Origin of the sequence: Streptomyces sp. NPDC102259 (assembly GCF_044766465.1) — a bacterium.
GTDB lineage: Bacteria > Actinomycetota > Actinomycetes > Streptomycetales > Streptomycetaceae > Streptomyces.
Genome location: NZ_JBIWMA010000025.1, coordinates 76,417 through 96,960, shown reverse-complemented (window position 1 = coordinate 96,960; position 20,544 = coordinate 76,417). Strand labels below are relative to the sequence as shown.

Genomic DNA, 20,544 nt, shown 5'->3' with positions numbered 1-20,544 from the left:
CCTCACGTCGACGCGAGCAGATCGCGGGCCCCGGCCGGGCCGGGCACCTTCGCGAGGGCGGCCCTCTCGGGGAACTCCTCGCCCAGCAGCAGCCGCCGGACGACGCGCTCGGCGGCCCGCCCGTCGTCGTAGGCGCAGTACCGCTCCCGGAAGCCCGCCCGCAGCCGCGCCGACTCCTCGTCGCGCCAGCTGCCGGAGGTCAGCAGCCACGCCAGTTCCCGGTGGGTGCGCGAGACATGGCCGGGCGCGTCGGCGGTGACGTCGAAGTAGGCGCCCCGGCTGGCCGTGTACGCGGGCCAGTCGTCGGCGTGGACGACGATCGGCCGGTCCAGGTTGGCGTAGTCGAACATCAGGGCCGAGTAGTCGGTGACCAGGACGTCGGAGGCGAGCATGACGTCCTCGACGCGCGGCTCGTCCGTCGCGTCCACCAGCACTTTGCGCCGGTGCAGGTCGGCCAGGCCCATCCCGCGCGCCGGACCGGTCGCCAGCGACGGGTGCAGCCGTACGACGAGGGTGTGCCCCGCGCCGAGGTCGGCGGCGAACCGGGCCAGGTCGAGCCGTTCGACGTGCCCGCCGCGCACGTACTCGCGGCGGGTCGGCGCGTACAGCACGACCGTGTGGCCGGCCGGGATCCCGAGCCGCGCGCGGACCGCGAGACCCGCCTCGGCACCGGCGTTCACCAGCACGTCGTTGCGTGGGCTGCCGGTCCGCACCGACGTGAAGTGGCAGGGGTACGCCCGTTCCCACACCAGTTCGGAGTGCTGGTTGGCGACCAGGCTGTAGTCCCAGCGGTCGGCGCGGCGCAGCATCTGCGGCACGTCCACGCCGTGCCGGGCGCCGGGCCGCTGGAGCAGGTCGGCCGCCATGTACTTCAGCGGGGTGCCCTGGTGGGTGTGGATGTGGACGCTGCCGGGCCGTTTGGCCAGGGAGCCGGGCCAGTTGACGTTGTTGACGAAGAAGGCGGCCCGCGCGGCGACCCGGCGGTAGGCGGGGGAGTCGAGCAGTACGTGCTCCACGCCCGCCGGGAGCCGCTCGGCGCACTCCTCGTCGCGCACCACCCACACCCCGCGCAGCTGGGGTGCGATCTCCCGCGCCTTCTCGTACACGGCTCCCGGATCGCCGAGCACGCCCCGGTGCGAGAACGCCGAGTACAGGACGAGGTGCGGATCCAGCGGGCGGCGTCCGCGCACGGCGCCCGGACCCCGGCGCAGCCGCCCGCCCGCCGCCCGGCCCGCCTGCCCGCCGCGCCGGACGAGCTCCCGGCCCGCCTGCCCGGCCTTCCGTTTGATCCGGTAGGCCGCGTAACCGCCCTCCAGGACCCGGAGTTCGGCGGGCACCGGCTCACCGGCCGGCTTGTGGCGGGCGAACAGCTCGGCCGTACGGCGGAAGAACTCGCCCTTGTCCGACGGCGGCAGCCGGTCCGGCTTGGCGAGGATGTCGAGACAGTGCTCGCCCATCTTGCGGTGCAGGTAAGGTCGCCAACTCGCCAGTCCGGGGCGGGAGTCGACGAAGGCGAAGACCCGCTCGTACTGGTCGTGGACGTCGAAGTGCTTACGGCTGGTGGTGGACAGGATGTTGCCCTGCCGCCGCTGGCGGTAGTTCAGGCAGATCCGGTCCAGTGCGGCGATCCGCTCCGCGCTGAGCATGACCGGGAACGTCCAGGGGGTGTCCTCGTAGTAGCCGGGTGGGAAGGAGAAGTCGTTCGTCCCGACGAACTCCCGCCGGTAGACCTTGTTCCACACGACCATCAACAGGTCGAGGATCTCCGGGCGTTCGGCGGCCGTGAAGGCGCCGTCGCCGGCCTCCGCGAGGACGTGGGCGAGGGCGTTCCTGCGGGTGCCGCCCCACCAGTGGGTGCGCGCGTAGTCGAAGACCAGCACGTCGGGGTCGCCGGCCTCGTCGAGCCGGTCGGCCATCGCGCGCAGCGCGCCCGGGGTGAGGGTGTCGTCGCTGTCGAGGAAGAACAGGTAGTCGCCGCCCGCGAGCGGCATACCGGCGTTGCGGGCGCGGCCGAGGCCGACGTTCTCCGGCAGGTGCAGGACCCGGACGCGGTCGTCGCGGTCCGCGTACTCGTCGAGGATCGCGCCGCAGCCGTCGGGCGAGCGGTCGTCGACGGCGATCACCTCGATGTCCCGGTACGACTGCTCCAGGACCGAGTCGAGACACTCGCGCAGGAAGCCCTGCACCTTGAAACAGGGGACGATGATGCTGAAGCGGGGCACTGCGGAGGTCAGCTCCTTACGAGGGGGGAGGCGGCGGGGGCCGGGACGCGCTCGGCGAGCGGCCGCACGGGCTGGATCGCCTCGGGGGGCTCGCCGAGCAGCACCCGGCGCACCACGCGCTCGGCGGCCCGGCCGTCGTCGAACTGGCAGAAACGGGACCGGAATCCGGCCCGGCGGGCAGCGGATCCGGCGTCCGCGTACGAGCCGTCGCGGAACACCCGCGCCAGCTCCTGCGGCGTGCGGGCGACCGGTCCCGGCGGGTCCGCCATCAGGTCGAAGTAGACGCCCCGGGTCTCCCGGTAGACGTCCCAGTCGTCGGCGTACACGACGATCGGGCGGTCCAGGTTGGCGTAGTCGAACATGATCGACGAGTAGTCGGTGACCAGCGCGTCGGCGGCCAGGCAGACCTCCTCGGAGGAGCGGTGCCCGGTGACGTCGATGATCCGGCCGGTGCCGCGCCGGCCGCCCCCGTCGTAGAAGTAGTGCGCCCGCAGCAGCACGACGACGTCCTCGCCGGCCGCCTCGCAGAAGGCCTCCAGGTCCAGGCCCGGCTCGAAACCGGTGTGGTAGTCGCGGTGGGTGGGCGCGTACAGGACGGCCGTGCTGCCCTCCGGCACGCCCAGCTCCCGCCGGACCCGGGCCACGTCGGCCGCGGTCGCCGTGTAGAAGACGTCGTTGCGCGGATAGCCGTACTCCAGTTGCTCGTACGAGCCGGGGAAGGCGCGCTCCCACATCTGGGTGGAGTGGGTGTTGGAGGAGAGGTTGTAGTCCCAGCGGTCCACGCGGCCCAGCAGCTTGGTGAAGGAGCCGGTCGCGGCGGCGACGACCGGGTACGTCGACTGGTCGACGCCCATCTTCTTGAGCGGGGTGCCGTGCTGGGTCTGCACATGCACACTGCCCTCGCGTTTGACGACGCCCTCCGCGAAGTTGGCGTTGTTGACCAGGTACTTGGCGCGGGCCAGGACCTGCCAGTAGCGGCGGCTGCCGATCACGGCGTGGTCCACGCCCTCCGGCATCGCGTGCGTCTGGTCGGCCTCGACGAGGAACATCGAACGGATGTGCGGGGCGAGTTCGGCGGCCTTGGCGTGGATCGCGGCCGGGCTGCACGCGTAGCCGCGCCCCCAGTAGGCGCAGTACACCGCCAGGTCGGGGTCGATGGGGCGACGCAGCTCACGCCGGTAGAGCAGGCGGGTGCGCAGCCCCTGGGGGCGCGGGAGGCGCTCGACGGCGCCCGCGGCCTTCCGGTTGGCGCCGCGCAGCGCGCGGAACGCCGTGTAGGCACCGGCCGCCAGCAGCCGGTGCTGCACCCCCAGGCTGCCGCCCGGCCCGCGGTATCCGGCCGGGCGGTGGCGCCGGTACAGCCGGCCCGCGCGGCGGAAGAAGGCCCGCCTGCGGCGCCCGGTCAGCCGGGCCGGATGCGCGGCCGTCTTCAGGACGGCCGCGAAGAGCTGCTCGAAGAGCGCAGCCGACCGGTCCCCGGACAGCCCTGCTTCGGCCGCCCGGGTCAGCACCGCGTCGGTCCGGTCCAGGAGCTCCGGGTGGTGTGCGCCCGGCAGGTTCAGCCGGTTGCCCTGTCGCCGCAGCAGATGCCGTACGACGACCGCGCGCAGCACCGCGATCCGCTGGGCGTGCACGGTGACCAGACCGCCGAAGCCGACGTCCGTGAAGTGCCCGTCGGGGAAGACGAGCCGGTGCTCGGCGACGAAGGAGCGCCGGTAGGCCGTGCCCCAGGCGGGCAGCCGCACACCGGTGACGTGCGGGGCCTCGGCGGGGGAGAAGGCGCCCTTCGGCGTCCTCGCCAGCAGCGGGGCGGCCGGGTTGGTCGGCTCGCCGTCCCACCAGGGGGTGCGCTCGTGCTCGGTGTACAGGACGTCGACGTCGCCGGTCTCGGTCAGCCGGGCGTCGAGCGCCGCGAGGGCGCCCGGGGCGAGGACGTCGTCACCGTCGAGGAACAGCAGATACGCGCCGGTCGCCGCCCGGATCCCGGTGTTGCGCGCCCCGCTCAGCCCGGCGGACGGCGGCGAGTGCACCGGGGCCACCCGGGAGTCCCGCCGCGCGTGTTCGGCGGCGAGGACCGCGGCCGGGGCGCCGGGCGCGTCGCTGACCGGGATCAGCTCGAAGTCGCCGAAGGACTGGGCAAGGACGGAGTCCAGCGCCAGGGACAACCGGCCCGCGACCCCATGGGACGGGACGATGATGCTGAAGCGGGGCATTCTGCTCTTTCTCTGTCGGTCCGGGCGGTTGGTCCGCGGCGGTCGGTCTGCGGCGGTCGGTCTGCGGGGGGTTCGTCCGGGGCGGTGTTCTTCAGGCGGTACGGCCGGGCCGCCCGGCCGGCCGCCAGGTGGACGGCCGGGTCGGCGTGGGCCGCGACGAGCCGAAGGGCATGGCAACTCCCGGAAGGGCGAACGGGGTTCAGCGTCGGTCGGTGACGGGGAGGGCCGGGCCGGCGGGTGGCGGCACATGGTCGAGCGCCGGGCGCCCCGCGGGCATCGCCGCCGAGGCGGCGGCCGACGGCACCGGACGGCGCTCGGCGAGCGGCACCACCGGAGGCAGCAGCGTCTCGCCCAGCACGACCCGCCGTACGACGCGCTCGGCGGCGCGGCCGTCGTCGTGCGGGCAGAACCGCTCGCGGAACGCGGCCCGCAGCTGGGCCGAGCGGGAGCCGCGCCAGTGGCCGGTCGTGAAGATGTCGATCAGTTCGTCCTCGCTGCGCGCGACCGCGCCCGGCGGGCAGGCGCGCAGGTCGAAGTAGGTGCCGCGGGCCGCCTCGTAGGCTTCCCAGTCGTCGGCGTGGATCACGATCGGGCGGTCCAGGCCGGCGTAGTCGAACATCAGGGACGAGTAGTCGGTGACCAGGGCGTCCGAGGCCAGGCAGAGGGACTCCACGCTCGGATGGTCGGTGACGTCGATGACGCCGGGCACCGGCCGGCCGATCGGCGCCTCCTGCCAGTAGTGGGCGCGGGCCAGGATCACGAAGCGGGGCCCCAGGCGGCGCAGGACCCTCTCCAGGTCGACGTGGGAGCGCTGGACGCGGCGGTAGTCGCGGTGCGTGGGCGCGTAGAGCAGGGCGACCGTGTCGCGGGGGATGCCGAGGGACTCGCGCAGCCGGGCCACGTCCGCCGACGTCGCCCGCTGGAAGACGTCGTTGCGGGGGTAGCCGTACTCGAGGGTCTCGTAGCGCCCGGGGTAGACGCGCTCCCAGGTGAGGGTGGTGTGGCGGTTGGCCGACAGGACGTAGTCCCAGGTGTCGACGCCCCTCAGCAGTTCGGCGAAGTCCATGTCGCGGGCGGCCGCCGGGCGCTCCTGGAGGTCGAGGCCCATGTGCTTGAGAGGCGTGCCGTGCTGGGTCTGCACGAAGACCTGACCGGGTCGCTTGACCAGCCGCCGGTCGAAGTTGACGTTGTTCACCAGGTACTTGGAGCGGGCCAGCGCCGTCCAGTAGGCGGCCGTACCGGGGCGCACGTGGCGGGGGCCCGGCGGGACGGCCGACCGGTGCTCGGGGCGGGCGATCCACGCCGTGCGCACCTGCGGCGCGAACGTACGGAACGCGGCCTCCAGCGCGCCCGGGTTGCAGCTGTGCCCGCGGCCCCAGTACGCGGCGAACACGGCCCGGTCGGCGCGCAGCGGCAGCCGCAACTGGACGCGGTAGTGGGCCTGGAGGACGGCCGCCCGCAGCGCGCGGGCGAGTTTCGAGGCCGCCTTGTGCGTGCGCCGGCGCACGGTCATGGACGCCTGGAGCAGCCGGTAGGTGCGGTGCACGCCGAAGTGGACCAGCGTGTGGCGCAGCCGGGAGCGCAGCGGGACCGGGACGCCCGGGGTGCGGTAACGGCGGTAGTGGGCGCGGGCCCTGCGCAGGAACTCGGCGCGCGAACCGCGCGGGAGCCGGTCGCGCTTGGTGAAGACCGTCGTGAGGTGGTCGACCATGCGGCGGAACAACACCGGCCGCCAGTCGGCGAGTTCGGGTCGCTGCTCGACGAACGCGAAGACCCGGTCGTACTGCTCGAAGACGTCGAAGTGGCCCCGGCTGACGGTGGACAGGATGTTGCCCCGGCGGCGCTGCCGGTAGTGCACACAGACCCGGTCCAGCGTCGCGAGGGACTCCGCCGCCATCAGCGCCGGGTACGTCCACGGGGTGTCCTCGTAGTAGCCGGGCGGGAACGTCAGGCCCACGCCCTCGACGAACTCCCGCCGGTAGGCCTTGTTCCAGGCCACCATCAGCACCCTGAGCAGCCCCGGACGGTCCTGGAGCCGGAAGGGCGCAGGGCCCTCCTCGGTGAGTTGCTCCGCGAACTGGTTGCGTACGGTCTCGCCCGACCAGTAGGTGCTCGCGTAGTCGTAGACCAGGACGTCCGGCTCGCCCGTCTCCCTCACCCGGTCGGCGATGGCGCGCAGCGCGTCCGGGGTGAGGGTGTCGTCGGAGTCCAGGAACAGCAGGTAGTCGCCCGTCGCCCGCTCCAGACCCGCGTTGCGGGCCCGCCCCAGGCCTACGTTCTCCGGGAGGTGCACGGCGCGCACCCGCGCGTCGCGGCCCGCGAACTCGTCGATGATCTCGCCACAGGCGTCCGGCGAACGGTCGTCGACGACGATGAGTTCGAGATCGGCGAACGACTGGGACAGCACCGATTCGAGGCACTCGTGCAGGTACGCCTGAACCTTGTACGCGGGGACGATGACACTGAACCTGGGCAAGGGACATCCATGGGTCGGCGCGGGCGGAAGACAGGGCCTTGCCCGGGAACGGCCGATGGAGTGAATTGGTTACGGGTTCGTACGGCATACGGGGGATTGCGGGTGAACGGGAAGGGGCGGGCCGGTGACCCGGCCCGCCCCTGGTCCACCGGCCTCCGACCGGCTACTTGACCGCGCCTGCCATCACGCCGGACACGAACTGCCGCTGGAACGCGAAGAACACGGCCAGCGGGATCACCATCGAGATGAACGCGCCGGGCGCGAGCACGTCGATGTTGTTGCCGAACTGCCGTACCTGCGTTTGGAGCGCGACCGTGATCGGCTGGCTGTCGGCGTTGGTGAACACCAGCGCGACGAGCATGTCGTTCCACACCCACAGGAACTGGAAGATGCCCAGGGACGCGATGGCGGGGCCGCCCAGGGGCATCACGACCCGTGCGAACAGGCGCAGTTCACCCGCTCCGTCCAGGCGGGCCGCCTCCAGCAGCTCGCGGGGGATCTCCGCGAAGAAGTTCCGCAGCAGGAACACCGCGAAGGGCAGCCCGAACCCGACGTGGAACAGGATCACGCCCATGATGTTCCCGAACAGGCCGATCTTGCCGAACAGTTCGGCGATCGGGATGAGCGCCACCTGCACCGGCACGACCAACAGCCCCACGACGCCCAGGAACCACCAGTCCCGGCCCGGGAACTCCATCCACGCGAACGCGTAGCCCGCGAGCGAGCCGATGACGACGACCAGGACCGTCGCCGGCACCGTGATCAGCACGGTGTTGACGAGGGAGCTGGTGATGTCGCCGTTCTCCAGTAGCTTCCGGTAGCTGTCGAAGGTGAGTTGGGAGGGCTCGCTGAACACGTTCCACCAGCCGCTGGCGCTCATGTCCTCGGGGGCGCGGAGCGAGGAGATGAGCAGACCGATGGTCGGCACCAGCCAGAACAGGCCGACGACGATCAGGAAGGCGCGGACCAGGCCGCCGTTGAGTTTCTCCATGACCCATTCGAGCCGCTTGGTCATCGCCGCACCTCCCGCCTGAGTCGACGCACGTTGAACCACATCACCGGGATCACCAGCAGCAGCAGGAACACCGCGATGGCGCTGGCGATGCCGGGCTGGTCCTCGGAGAAGCCCTTGCGGTACAGCTCCAGGGCGAGCACGTTCGCGTCGTCCTGCGAGGAGCCGGGGGCGATGATGAAGACCAGGTCGAAGACCTTCAGCACGTTGATCATCAGGGTGACGGCGACCACCGCGAGGACCGGCGCCAGGAGCGGGACGGTGACTCTGCGGAACACCTGCCACTCGTTGGCGCCGTCCACCCGGGCCGCTTCGAGCAGTTCCCGCGGAATCCCCGCGAGGCCGGCCGCGATCAGCACCATCGCGAAGCCCGCCCACATCCAGATGTACGAGCCGATGATCGCCGGTGTGACCAGCGACGGGCCGAGCCAGTCCAGACCGTTGTACGCCTCCTTGAAGTTGCTCGCGGGCAGCCGGAGCAGGGCGCCGTCCGCCTCGGCCGCGAGCGTGAAGGTGCCGTCGGCGGCCGCCTTCGTCGAGGCCACCACCTTGCCGTCCTTCACCGCCTCGATCCTCATTCCGGCGTAGCCCAGCTCGGACGGATCGGGCGCGCCGAGCGTGCCGACGCCCTTGCCGCGGGTGAAGTCCTGCCAGGCGGTCCCCGTGACCTTCCCCTGTTCGGGTCGCGCGGCCACCGCCTTCTCCGCGCTGCCGGGCATCTGGTCGGGGGCGACGCCGACCAGCGGAAGGGCGACCGGGACGCCGGCGCGGACCGGGGCGCCGGTGATGAAGCCGCCGTTCTCCGGTCGCAGCGGCGAGTCACGGCCCGGGTGGGCCTTCGGGAACGCCGACGACTCGGCGAACGTGTCGTGGACGCCCACCCACACCGCGTTGGCGACGCCCTTGTCCGGGTCCTGGTCGTAGACCAGCCGGAAGATGATGCCGGCGGCGAGCATCGAGATCGCCATCGGCATGAAGACGACCAGCTTGAACGCGGTGCCCCAGCGGATCCGTTCGGTCAGCACCGCGAAGATCAGACCGAGCGCGGTAGCGATCGTCGGCGCGAACACCACCCAGATCACGTTGTTCTTCAGGGCGGTACGGATGCCGTCGTCCGTGAAGAGGGCCTTGTAGTTGTCGACGCCGGCGAAGCCGTCGCCGGACTGGTCGTAGAAACTGCGCACGACCGAGTACCCGATCGGGTAGACCACGAGTGCGCCCAGCAGCACCAGGGCGGGCAGCAGGAACAGCGCGGCCACGGTCCTTCGGGTGCCGGTCACACTCTTGCGCGAGCGAGGAGGTGCGGGGGCCCCGGGAGCCCCCGCCGCCGCGGGCGTCGCCATCGCCGCGTCAGTTCCCGTACGCCGCTGCCGCGTCCGACTCCAGTTTCGCCTGGGTGCCGGCCACGTCCGTCGGGTTCTTCAGGAAGTCCTGCAGGTCCTTCCACTCGCCCTTGCCGGGGGTGCCGCCGAAGGCCTGGGGAGCCTGGTCGGACATGTCGAAGCGGAAGTCGTCGCCGGCCGCGACCAGCGCCTTGGCGATCGTCTGCTGGACCTCGTTCGGGTACACGGAGACGTCGACGTTCTTGTTCGGCGAGAGATAGCCGCCGAGCTTCGCCTGGATCTCCGCCGCGTCCGGCGAGGCCAGGAAGATCGCCAGCGCCTGCGCGCCCTTGGAGTCCTTCAGGATGACGGCCGCGTCACCGCCGGAGACCACCGGCGCGGTGTCGCCGACCTTCGGGAACGGGAACACCTTGGCGTCCGTGCCGACCTTCGACTTGGTGTCGGCGATGTTGACCTGCACGAAGTCGCCCTCGTAGACCATGGCCGCCTTCGGCTGCTCGCCGCCGGTGAAGGTCTGCGTCACCGAGGCGGGGAACTCGGTCTGGAGCGCGCCGCTCGCGCCGCCCGCCACCCAGTCCTTCTTGCCCCAGACCTGGGCCAGGGTGGTCAGGGCCTCCTTCACGGAGGGGTCCGTCCACTTCATCTTGTGCTGGGCGAGCTGGTCGTACTTCTCCGGGCCGGCCTGGGAGAGGTAGACGTTCTCGAACCAGTCGGTGAGGGTCCAGCCGTCGGCGCCGCCGATCGAGAACGGGGTGACGCCGGAGTCGTACACCGTCTGCGCGGTGGTCAGCAGGTCCTTCCACGTCGCGGGGTCGGTGGCGCCCGCGTTCTCGAAGACCTTGGCGTTGTACCAGATCAGCGACTTGTTGGCGGCCTTGTAGTAGACGCCGTACTGCTTGTCGCCCACCTTCCCGATGTCCTGCCAGCCCTGCGAGTAGTTCTTCGTCAGCTCCGCCTGGGCCTCGGCGCCCAGCGGTGTGGCCCAGCCCTTGTCGGCGGCCTGCTTGATGGCGCCGGGCTGCGGCAGCATCGCCACGTCCGGCGGTGAGCCGCCCGCGATCTTCGAGCCCAGGAAGTTGATGATCGGGTCCTGCGCGGGCACGAAGGTGATCTTCGCGCCGGTGCGCTTCTCGAACTCGGCGAGGACCTTCTTGAAGTTCGCCTGTTCGGTGCCGGTCCATACGGCGGCCACTTCGAGAGTGGTGCCGTCGAGCTTGGGGAGGGTGAGGGTGCCGCCGGATTCCTTGCTTCCGGTGCTGCTGGCGCTTCCGCCGCTCTTGTCGTCGTCGCTGCCGCACGCCGTGAGCGAGAGCGCGAGGGCTCCCGCGACGAGCGTGGCGGCCGCCTTCACGGCCCTGTGTGTCCGCATGGTGTTGCTCGTGCTGCGCATCACTGCCCCGTTCTTCGTCCTCGTCGACTGGTGAACGTTCGAGCGCTGTCCCGTGAGCACTGGTCTACGCCGGGTGCCTGGGCTCGGCAAGAGCGCCTGTGCTGTCAAGCGGGGGATCGTGACCGCGTCGTGATCGCGACGTACGTGATTCCCGACGCGGGACCGGTGCGCGACGCCCGACGCGGGCGGCGGCCGGGGACCACCGCCCCCGGCCGCCCGCTCCGGACTCGCTCGGGCCGGCCTGGGCCCCGAAGGACCGCCGGCCTCGGCCCCGAAGGGCCTCGGCTCAGGCTCCCCCGGCGGGCGCGCCCCCGGACGGGCTGAGCTGCCGCGCGGCCCGCTCCAGGGCGCTGGCCAGCAGGGCCAGGTCCGTCGGGCCGTTGCCCAGTTCCCGTACCGGACGGCGGGCCGGGGGGTCGCCCATGCGATGCCACTCCAGGGGGACCACCGTGGGCCGCAGGGTCGCCGTACGGGGGATGCGGCCCGTGACGCGACCGCCCTGGAAGGGGGTGAGACGGCCGTCCGCGCCCTTGAGGCGACCGCGGCCCGGCGCCGGTTCGTCCGTGCCGGAACCCGGCGGGTCCAGACTGATCCGGACGGTGGACAGCCGGGCCGGTTCCGACTCCGCCGTACGACCCCCGGGGCCCGCCGCGACCACCAGGTGCACGCCGAGCCGCTCGCCCTCGCGGGCCACCGCCTCCAGCGCGCGCATGACCGAGCCGGCGGCCGGCCGGCCCGGGGAGCCGAGGGCGGGGGAGACGAGAGCGTCCAGGTCGTCGACGACCACCACCAGACGGGGCAGCGGCGACACCGTCTCGGCCCGCTGCCGGGCGGCCGCTCCCGGGCGCAGCCGCAGGGTGGTGCTGGGCGGGGCCTCGATGTCGGCGGCGCCACCGGTGGAACCGCCGCCGAGCCCGGCTCCGGGGGGCGGGGTGTTCGGGGTGCGTTGCGGGACGATACGGCCGGACACCGCGCGCTGGGTGTGCCACTCGGCGAAGCCGGAACGGCCCAGCAGTTCGGACCGCCGCTTCAGCTCGGCGCTCAGCGACTGCGCGAACTCCCGCATGCGGACCGGGTCGTTGGCGGTGAGGTGGGTGGTGACATGCGGTACGTCCGTACAGATCCGCAGGCCGTCGCCGTGCCCGCCGCTCTTGCCGACGGTGTCGCGGCCGTCCAGCAGGATGATGCCCAGCCGGTCCGGCCGCTCGGCGGCGGCCAGCGAGGCGACGACCGCCCGCAGCAGCTCCGTACGCCCGCTGCCGGTCGGGCCCTCGATCAGCAGGTGCGGGCCCTCGGCGACCAGGTCCACGCCGACCGGGCCGCGCGGCCCCGCGCCGAGCACGGCCCACGCCCGTCCGCCGAGCGCCTCGGCGTCGTCCGCCGCGTCCGCCCAGCGGGCCATCAGTGAGGCGGGCGTGGCCCGGGCGAGCCCGAGCTTGTCCAGCAGACGGGCCGACTGGGGCAGCGGCGCCGAGACCCGCGTGTGCCGCTCACCGCCGCCGCCCGCGCCGTCCGGGCGCAGCGGCGCGAGGGCCCGTGCGAAGCGTTCGGCCCAGGCGAGGGAGACCGCGTCCACCGCGCCGACCGTGCCGGGCCCCACCGGGCCGGGCCGCTCCGTCTCCGCCCCGGCCGGCGCGACCCGCAGCAGCCGCAGCGCCGTCGCCACGTCCCCGCTGAGCAGCGCGACGGCTCCGCACGCGCGGAAGGTGGGCGCCGCCACGCAGGCCGCCTCGTATGTCTCGGTCACCGGAGAGGAGGGGGAGGCGGCGGGCGTCTCGGCCAGACAGACGAGGTGTATCCCGGCGCGCGGTCCGGCCACCGCCAGCCGGGCCACCGCCTCGCGCAGGTCGGCGCCGCCGGGATCGCCGTCCACGACGACCACCGTGTACGGGCCGGGGAAACCGCCGTCGCCCGTCTCGTCCGGCACGGCCCAGGAGGGACGGCGGGCGGCGCTGCGGGGCGCGGGCACCTGGACCGTTCCCGCACCGCTCGCACTGGTCGGGCCGCCCGCGCTGTCGGCCAGGTGGTCCTCCAGTCGGCGCAGCAGCTCGTCGGCGCGGGCCGTGGCCTGGTCGCGGTCGTAGGCGAGCAGGAGACGGCAGTCCTGGCCGTGGCCCGGACGCAGTTGCGGCAGCCAGCCCAGCCAGGACCACTCGGCGACGCGCTCCTCCTCGGAACGCGCGCGGTCCGTGCTGATCAGGACGATTTCCAGGGTGTCGGGCGAGTGCAGCGCGGCGAGCTGGGCCAGCACCGCGCGCGCCAGCCCGGACAGCCGCGGGCGGGGCCCGGCCAGACCGAGCGCGCCGACCTCGCGCAGCCCCGTCGTCACCGGTACGGCGGGCAGCAGACCCGAGCCGTCGGGGGCGGGCCGGTCGGCGGTGCCGAGCCGCACGGTGAGCGCCTCCGGGTGGCCCGGGCCGCGCTCCCACAGCCGGGGGCCGGGGCCCAGCGCCGTCAGGAGCAGCGCCGCCGGGTCCGGCCAGGTCTCGGGCGCGGGCGGCACGGCGGCCGACGGGTACGTCCGCGCTCCGGCCGTCTCCTCGTCGAGGGTCCCGGGGACGTCCGTGTCCTGCCCGTCCCCGCGACCGCCGGCCAGCCGGCGCGCCCACGCGGAGAGACCTCCGCGTCTGCGGACGCCCGGGGGCACGTCGGTGCCGCGCAGTGGGGTGCCTTTACGGCGGGCCGCCGCGCGCGGATCGGCTTCGGGGGCCTCGTCGTAGGGGGACGCGGCCGGGGGCGTGGACGCACGGCCGGACGCGGGGCCGGACGGGGTGGCGGAGTGGGGGGCGGAGGCGGCGGGGCGGTGCGATGCGCCCGTGTCCCCGGGTGTGCCGTGCGGTCCACGGACGTCGTCGTACGCCCCCGTGAACGAGCCGAGGCCCGAGTGGCCCGCGTGGGTGGTCGTGGAGCCCTCACCCGCTCCGGACACCTCACCGGAGGCAACCGTTCCGGGCGGGGTCCGGCGCTCCGGGTCCGCGGGGCGGGCCTCGCCGACGCGCCGGCTCTCGATGCGCGGCGCCGTGCCCTGGCCGGGCACCACCGGAGGCGCCGAGTGATCCTCCGTGCCGCGCGTCCGACCGCTCCGGCCCTCCGACGCGCCGTTCCAGTCCACCGTGCCGTAGGCGTGGCCGGTCGGGCCCGCGGGGCCTTCCCGGCCGCCCGCGTCGCCGCCCGCACGCGCGGGTGCCGCGCCCGCGACCGGGCCGCCGGGACGGTCGCCGGCCGCGCCGCCGCCCGCCGCGGGGTCCGTGCCCGCGCAGGGCACCCGGACGTGCCCCTCGCCGTCCGGAGTGGTCGCCGCCCGTGGACCCGGGCCGCCGGGCGGGGCCAGGCGCAGAGCCGACTCGCCGACCCGCAGCAGGGCGCCGGGGACGAGGCGGACGGGACGGGCCTGTACCGGAGAGCCGTCCAGGGTGGTGCCGTTGGTGGAGCCGAGGTCGGCGACGGTCACCCGGCCCTCGGGGGACAGCGTCACCGCGCAGTGCAGGCGGGAGACGTCCGGGTCGTCGAGCGGCACGTCGGCGTCGGCGGAGCGGCCCACGCGGACCTGGCCGCCGTGCAGCAGATGGACCCCGCCCGCGTCGGGCCCGGCCACCACGTGCAACCGGGCGGGGGCTTCGTCGACCTCGGGATGGGGCTCGGGGTCGGCCGGTGCGCCCAGGGACAGCACGGCGCCGTCGATCAGCGGCGGTTCGCCGAGCGTGCAGCGCTGGGTGTCGAGCCGCTCCACGCCCGCGTAGAGCACGACCGCGGCCGCGGAGGAGGCCGACGGGGCGCCTTCCCCGGAGACCGCCGCGGCCAGCGCGGACGCCACCGCGGCCAGGGCCGTGCCGGCGGGCGCCGTGACCAGCACGTCGCAGCTCGCGGAGCGGGCCCGCGCCTGAGGTCCTCCCGCGCGAGCGGAGCCCGGCGCGGGGAAGGGCGGGCCCGTCGGGTCTACGACGGTCAGCCGGATCTGCATCGCCGTCAGCGGTCCCTTCTGCACGGGCGCGGACTTCCCCCCACCCCACACGAGCACAGCGGCCAGTACTGAAGGCATCCTCGCACCTGTCACTGACAACGCGCCCCACACCCGGGGACAAGTGATCTTGATTGGTCGGCTCTGCCCGCAAAAGTGCCGGACAAGTGCGTCACCGACGATCAGTTGAGATCGGTCACGTCCGGCCCCGGCAACCAGAAAGACCGGGCCGAGCGTCTTTCCTTCGGACGAAGACGACAGCCCGGTGTCCGCACCTCGGCACTACAGTGGGTCGGAACACGGACAGGACAGGCAAGCAAGCAGCAGGGAGCGCGTGACGTGCGGCCAGTCGGCAGCAAGTACCTGCTCGAGGAGCCGCTCGGACGCGGCGCCACGGGCACCGTCTGGCGAGCCCGCCAGCGCGAGACCGCGGGCGCCGAGGCGGCCGTGGCCGGCCAGCCCGGGGAGACCGTCGCGATCAAGGTCCTCAAGGAGGAGCTCGCGAACGACCCCGACGTCGTGATGCGCTTCCTGCGCGAGCGGTCCGTGCTGCTGCGCCTGACCCACCCGAACATCGTCCGGGTCCGCGACCTGGTCGTCGAGGGTGATCTGCTGGCGCTGGTCATGGACCTCGTCGAGGGCCCCGACCTGCACCGCTACCTGCGCGAGAACGGCCCCTTCACGCCCGTCGCCGCCGCCCTGCTCACCGCCCAGGTCGCCGACGCGCTCGCCGCCAGCCACGCCGACGGCGTCGTGCACCGCGACCTGAAGCCGGCCAACGTCCTGCTGATGCAGAACGGCGGCCAGATGCACCCGCTGCTCACCGACTTCGGCATCGCGCGCCTCGCCGACTCCCCGGGCCTGACCCGGACCAGCGAGTTCGTCGGCACGCCCGCGTACGTCGCCCCGGAGTCCGCCGAGGGCCGTCCGCAGACCTCGGCCGTGGACATCTACGGCGCCGGCATCCTGCTGTACGAGCTGGTCACCGGGCGTCCGCCGTTCTCCGGCGGCTCCGCCCTCGAGGTTCTCCACCAGCACCTGAACGCCGAGCCGCGCCGCCCGTCCACGGTCCCCGACCCGCTCTGGACGGTCATCGAGCGCTGCCTGCGCAAGAACCCCGACGACCGGCCGAGCGCCGAGAACCTCGCGCGCGGGCTGCGCATCGTCGCCGAGGGCATCGGGGTGCACGCGAACTCGATGCAGATCGCCGCCGCCGACGGCGTCGCCCACCTGCTCGCGCCCGACCCGACGCCCGCGGCCGTGCCGGGCGGCGCCTACGACCCGAACGCCGCGACCAGCGTCCTGCCGCACACCTCCGGTCCCGCGGGCGCCGCCGACGCCACCGCCGTGCTGCCGCACACGAGCGGTCCCGCGGGCGCCGCCGATCCGACGGCCGTCCTGCCGCCGGTGCCGCCGCACCAGCAGGGACAGCAGGGCCAGCAGGGCCAGGAGCCGCATCCCTGGCAGTCCCAGATGCGGGCCGCCCGCGACCGCAACGAGCCCACGCAGGTCCAGCAGTACCTCGACCCCGGCGAGGACCCGCTGCGCCGCCGCCCCCAGCGGCAGGTCTCCCGCCAGCAGCCGCAGCAGCCGTATCCGCAGCAGAATCAGCAGCAACAGCGGCCTCAGCAGCGTCCGCAGCAGCAGCAGCCCGGCTACGGCTACCAGGGGCAGCCGCAGCAGCAGTACGCGCCGCCGCAGCACCAGCAGGCCCAGCAGCAGCCCCAGCGGTACGCGCCGCCGCCCCAGCAGCAGCCGAGGCAGCGGCCCGAGCCGGAGCCCCGGCAGCCGCGGGAGCCGAGGCAGCGCAGCTCCAACCCGATGAAGATCCCCGGGCTGGGCTGCCTGAAGGGCTGCCTGTTCACGATCGTCATCCTGTTCGTGGCCGGCTGGCTGATCTGGGAGCTGAGCCCGCTCCAGGGCTGGATCGGCACCGGCAAGAACTACTGGCAGCTGATCAGCGGCTGGTTCAACGACGTCACCGGCTGGATCGGCGACCTGGCCGACTCGGGCGGCAGCGGCTCGACCGGCACGGGCAACTGAGCCGTCGGCAACTGAGCCACCGGCGACCGAGCCGTCGGCGACCGCACGGGCTTCCGGTCCTGACCGCGAGTTTGTGTACTTGTCGACATCCGGCGGGTGATTTCCGTCTCCGCGGTGAAGGTTGGCTCCTCGGACGCGTACTTTGATGGGCAACACGCGTCTGTAGGAGCAGCCTTGGCACGGAAGATCGGCAGCCGGTACACCGCCCACCAGATCCTGGGACGGGGCAGCGCCGGCACGGTGTGGCTGGGCGAGGGACCGGACGGCCCCGTCGCCGTCAAGCTGCTGCGCGAGGACCTCGCCTCCGACGAGGAGCTCGTGGGCCGCTTCGTGCAGGAGCGCACGGCACTGCTCGGCCTGGAGCACCCGCACGTGGTGTCCGTACGGGACCTGGTGGTCGACGGCAACGACCTGGCCCTGGTCATGGACCTCGTCCGCGGCACGGACCTGCGCACCCGCCTCGAACGGGACCGGCGGCTCGCGCCCGAGGCCGCCGTGGCGATCGTCGCCGACATCGCCGAGGGACTGGCCGCCGCGCACGCGGCCGGGATCGTGCACCGCGACGTGAAGCCCGAGAACATCCTGTTGGACATGCAGGGCCCGCTCGGCCCCGGCGGCTCGCACCGCGCGCTGCTGACCGACTTCGGCGTCGCGAAACTCATCGACACCCCCAAACGGACCCGCGCCACGAAGATCATCGGCACCCCGGACTACCTGGCGCCGGAGATCGTGGAAGGCCTGCCGCCGCGCGCTTCGGTGGACATCTACGCCCTGGCGACCGTGCTGTACGAGCTCCTCGCGGGCTTCACGCCGTTCGGCGGCGGCCACCCGGGTGCGGTGCTGCGCCGGCACGTCACCGAGTCCGTCGCCCCGCTGCCCGGCATCACGGACGAGCTGTGGCAGCTCATCGTGCAGTGCCTGGCGAAGGCGCCGGCGTCCCGGCTGCGGGCGTCCGAGCTGGCGGCACGGCTGCGGGAGCAGCTGCCGTCGCTGGCCGGGATGCCGCCGCTGGACGTCGACGAGCCGGACCCGGAGCAGGAGGAGGGCGAGCCGGACGACACCGTGCCCTCCGCGTCCTCTTCCGCGGCTCCCTCCGGGAAGGCGCGGCGCGGGTCGGTCCCGCTGGTGCCCGGCGCGAAGCCGGACTCCAACCGGGACACCCATACGTCGATGCGGGTGCCCGCGCCGGACGAGCTGGCGGGCGGGGCGCACGGCACGGCACGGGTGCCGAGGGCGGCCGGCGCGCCGCGGCCCGGCTCGGCACGGAACCGTTCCGCCACGCGACGGCGGCGGATCACGCTGGGCGTGGCGGCGGTGGCCCTGGTCGCCGCGGCGGGGTTCGGCACGTGGGCGGCCACCTCGGGCGACGACGCGGGGGCGACTCCGCAGGACACGGAGAACTCGGCGCCGGCGTCTCCCTGACCCCGGCGTCTCCCTGGCCCCGGTGTCTCCCTGACCCCGGGGGCTGCCGCCCCCGGACCCCCGCTTCGGCCCTGAACGGGCCTCGTCCTCAATCGCCGGACGGGCTGGATGTGCTGACCGGGCTCGGCAGTCGACGCCGGGAGTCGAGGTCGGATGGGCCGGGATGCCCTGACCGGGGCGGGGCAGTCGGGCTCGGCAGTCGAGGCCGGGCGGGCTCGGATGCCGGGTCCGTTAGGCTGGAGGCGTGGCAGTCGTCGATGTATCCGAAGAGCTCAAGTCCCTCTCCTCGACCATGGAGTCGATCGAGGCCGTTCTGGACCTCGACAAGCTGAGGGCAGATATCGCCGTGCTCGAGGAGCAGGCGGCCGCGCCGTCCCTGTGGGACAACCCGGACGAGGCGCAGAAGATCACCAGCAAGCTGTCCCACCTCCAGGCCGAGGTCAGGAAGGCCGACGCGCTGCGCAGCCGGATCGACGATCTCTCCGTGCTGTTCGAGATGGCCCAGGAGGAGGACGACCCGGACACCCTCGCCGAGGCCGAGTCCGAGCTCACCTCCGTCAAGAAGGCGCTGGACGAGATGGAGGTCCGTACGCTCCTCAGCGGTGAGTACGACTCCCGCGAGGCGCTCGTGAACATCCGCGCCGAGGCCGGTGGCGTCGACGCCGCCGACTTCGCGGAGAAGCTCCAGCGGATGTACCTGCGGTGGGCGGAGCAGAAGGGCTACAAGACCGAGATCTACGAGACGTCGTACGCCGAAGAGGCCGGCATCAAGTCGACCACCTTCGCCGTGCAGGTCCCGTACGCCTACGGCACCCTCTCCGTGGAGCAGGGCACGCACCGGCTCGTGCGGATCTCCCCCTTCGACAACCAGGGGCGTCGGCAGACCTCCTTCGCGGGTGTCGAGATCCTCCCCGTGGTGGAGACCACCGACCACATCGAGATCGACGAGTCCGAGCTGCGGGTGGACGTCTACCGGTCCTCCGGTCCCGGCGGCCAGGGCGTGAACACCACGGACTCCGCGGTGCGCCTCACCCACCTCCCCACCGGCATCGTCGTCTCCTGCCAGAACGAGCGGTCGCAGATCCAGAACAAGGCGTCCGCGATGAACGTCCTCCAGGCCAAGCTGCTCGACCGGCGCCGGCAGGAGGAGCAGGCCAAGATGGACGCGCTCAAGGGCGACGGCGGCAACTCCTGGGGCAACCAGATGCGTTCGTACGTCCTGCACCCGTACCAGATGGTCAAGGACCTGCGCACCGAGTTCGAGGTCGGTAATCCCGAGGCCGTGTTCAACGGTGAGATCGAGGGATTCCTGGAAGCCGGGATTCGCTGGCGCAAGCAGCAAGAGAAGTAACTTTGTCGACAAGGCAACCGCCCCTGAAACAGGGGCGGTTGCTTTTTACGTCACATTCACAGCACTAACTTCGCGCAAAGCGCCCCGACTTGGACATTGCGTACGCAACGACCTTGACGATGCTTTGAAAAGTGGGGAAGGTGCAGTGTGGCATGCGTATCTCTGGGGCGCATGTGAACCGGGGGCTTCAGCTGCTTCTCAGCTACCCCCGTCGATCACGGCCCCGGGCGCGGCCTCATCGACGATTCAGCTACTGGGGGTAGCAGCTATATGACCAAGAAGACGCGGATCCGGTTCGCGCGCATAGCCGCCGGCGCCGTGATCGCCGCGGGCGCCTCGCTGACGGTCGCCGGCGTCGCCTCGGCCGACGATGACGCTCTTGTCGACACGAGCACGATCGTCGCCATGGACGGCGAAGACGACTGCACCATCATCATCACCCCGGATTGCGAGCCCGGCGGCACGACGGGTACGACGGGTACCACCGGCACGACCGGTACCACGGGCACCACCGGTACGACGGGCACCACCGGCACCACGGGCACCACCGGTACGACGGGCACGACCGGTACCACGGGCACCACCGGCACGACGGGGACCACCGGCACCACGGGTACGACCGGCACGACGGGGACCACCGGTACGACGGGCACGACGGGTACCACCGGCACCACCGGCACGACGGGTACCACGGGCACGACGGGTACGACCGGCACCACGGGTACGACTGGTACCACGGGCACGACCGGCACGACCGGCACCACGGGCACGACCGGTACCACCGGCGGTTCCAGCACCACCGGCGGTTCCAGCACCACCGGTGGTGACGACTCCACCGGCGGCTCCGCCACCACCACCGGCGGTTCGAGCTCCACCAGCGGTGGCACCGACACCGACGGCACCTCCACCCAGGAGGAGGGCAGCTCCGCGCTGACCGACACCTCGGACGCCGCCGCCGACACCAGCGCGCAGGGTGGTGGCAAGGAGCTCGCCGAGACCGGTGCGGGCCAGACCACGTTCCTGATCCTCGGTGCCGCCACGATGATCGCCGGCGGCATCGGCTTCCGCGTGCTGCCGCGCCTCGCGGCCGGCCGTGGCGGAGCCGCTGCCTGAC

The 20,544-nt window shown here is 73.0% G+C and carries 11 protein-coding genes; 4 read left to right on the top strand and 7 right to left on the bottom strand.

Annotated features, from left to right (window positions below):
* Positions 1 to 2: 2 nt before the first annotated feature.
* From ACIRPU_RS36885 to ACIRPU_RS36855, 7 genes are all read right to left on the bottom strand, one after another.
* On the bottom strand, positions 3 to 2,222 hold the full coding sequence (locus tag ACIRPU_RS36885; protein ID WP_403875240.1) for a CDP-glycerol glycerophosphotransferase family protein: 2,220 nt from the start codon (positions 2,220 to 2,222) through the stop codon (positions 3 to 5).
* An 8-nt stretch (positions 2,223 to 2,230) separates the two neighbouring features.
* Entirely contained in the window at positions 2,231 to 4,435 is a 2,205-nt protein-coding gene (locus tag ACIRPU_RS36880; RefSeq protein ID WP_403875238.1) for a CDP-glycerol glycerophosphotransferase family protein, read from the bottom strand.
* Between the two features lie 199 nt (positions 4,436 to 4,634).
* Positions 4,635 to 6,911 (bottom strand): CDP-glycerol glycerophosphotransferase family protein, encoded by a 2,277-nt coding sequence (locus ACIRPU_RS36875; RefSeq protein WP_403875236.1) that lies wholly within the window; start codon positions 6,909 to 6,911, stop codon positions 4,635 to 4,637.
* A gap of 163 nt (positions 6,912 to 7,074) precedes the next feature.
* On the bottom strand, positions 7,075 to 7,926 hold the full coding sequence (locus ACIRPU_RS36870; protein WP_355701685.1) for a carbohydrate ABC transporter permease: 852 nt from the start codon (positions 7,924 to 7,926) through the stop codon (positions 7,075 to 7,077).
* On the bottom strand, positions 7,923 to 9,203 hold the full coding sequence (locus ACIRPU_RS36865) for a carbohydrate ABC transporter permease (RefSeq protein WP_403875234.1): 1,281 nt from the start codon (positions 9,201 to 9,203) through the stop codon (positions 7,923 to 7,925). Before ACIRPU_RS36865 ends, ACIRPU_RS36870 begins: the two co-directional genes overlap by 4 nt.
* 70 nt (positions 9,204 to 9,273) lie before the next feature.
* Complete coding sequence (locus ACIRPU_RS36860) at positions 9,274 to 10,656, bottom strand: ABC transporter substrate-binding protein (protein ID WP_403875232.1); 1,383 nt, start codon at positions 10,654 to 10,656, stop codon at positions 9,274 to 9,276.
* A 286-nt stretch (positions 10,657 to 10,942) separates the two neighbouring features.
* Positions 10,943 to 14,617 (bottom strand): FHA domain-containing protein, encoded by a 3,675-nt coding sequence (locus tag ACIRPU_RS36855; RefSeq protein ID WP_403875282.1) that lies wholly within the window; start codon positions 14,615 to 14,617, stop codon positions 10,943 to 10,945.
* A 336-nt stretch (positions 14,618 to 14,953) separates the two neighbouring features.
* On the opposite strand from ACIRPU_RS36855, the gene ACIRPU_RS36850 reads away from it, so the two are divergent.
* The 4 genes from ACIRPU_RS36850 to ACIRPU_RS36835 all read left to right on the top strand — a co-directional run bounded on the left by ACIRPU_RS36850 (position 14,954) and on the right by ACIRPU_RS36835 (position 20,543).
* Positions 14,954 to 16,657, top strand: a complete 1,704-nt coding sequence (locus ACIRPU_RS36850; RefSeq protein ID WP_403875230.1) for a protein kinase — start codon at positions 14,954 to 14,956, stop codon at positions 16,655 to 16,657.
* 174 nt (positions 16,658 to 16,831) lie between these two features.
* On the top strand, positions 16,832 to 18,079 hold the full coding sequence (locus ACIRPU_RS36845) for a serine/threonine-protein kinase (protein WP_403875228.1): 1,248 nt from the start codon (positions 16,832 to 16,834) through the stop codon (positions 18,077 to 18,079).
* Positions 18,080 to 18,323: 244 nt separating this feature from the next.
* Complete coding sequence (gene prfB, locus ACIRPU_RS36840) at positions 18,324 to 19,430, top strand: peptide chain release factor 2 (protein WP_355701679.1); 1,107 nt, start codon at positions 18,324 to 18,326, stop codon at positions 19,428 to 19,430.
* Positions 19,431 to 19,700: 270 nt separating this feature from the next.
* The gene (locus ACIRPU_RS36835) at positions 19,701 to 20,543 is read left to right on the top strand and encodes a hypothetical protein (protein WP_403875226.1); all 843 of its coding nucleotides are present in this window, start codon (positions 19,701 to 19,703) and stop codon (positions 20,541 to 20,543) included.
* Position 20,544: the final 1 nt, after the last annotated feature.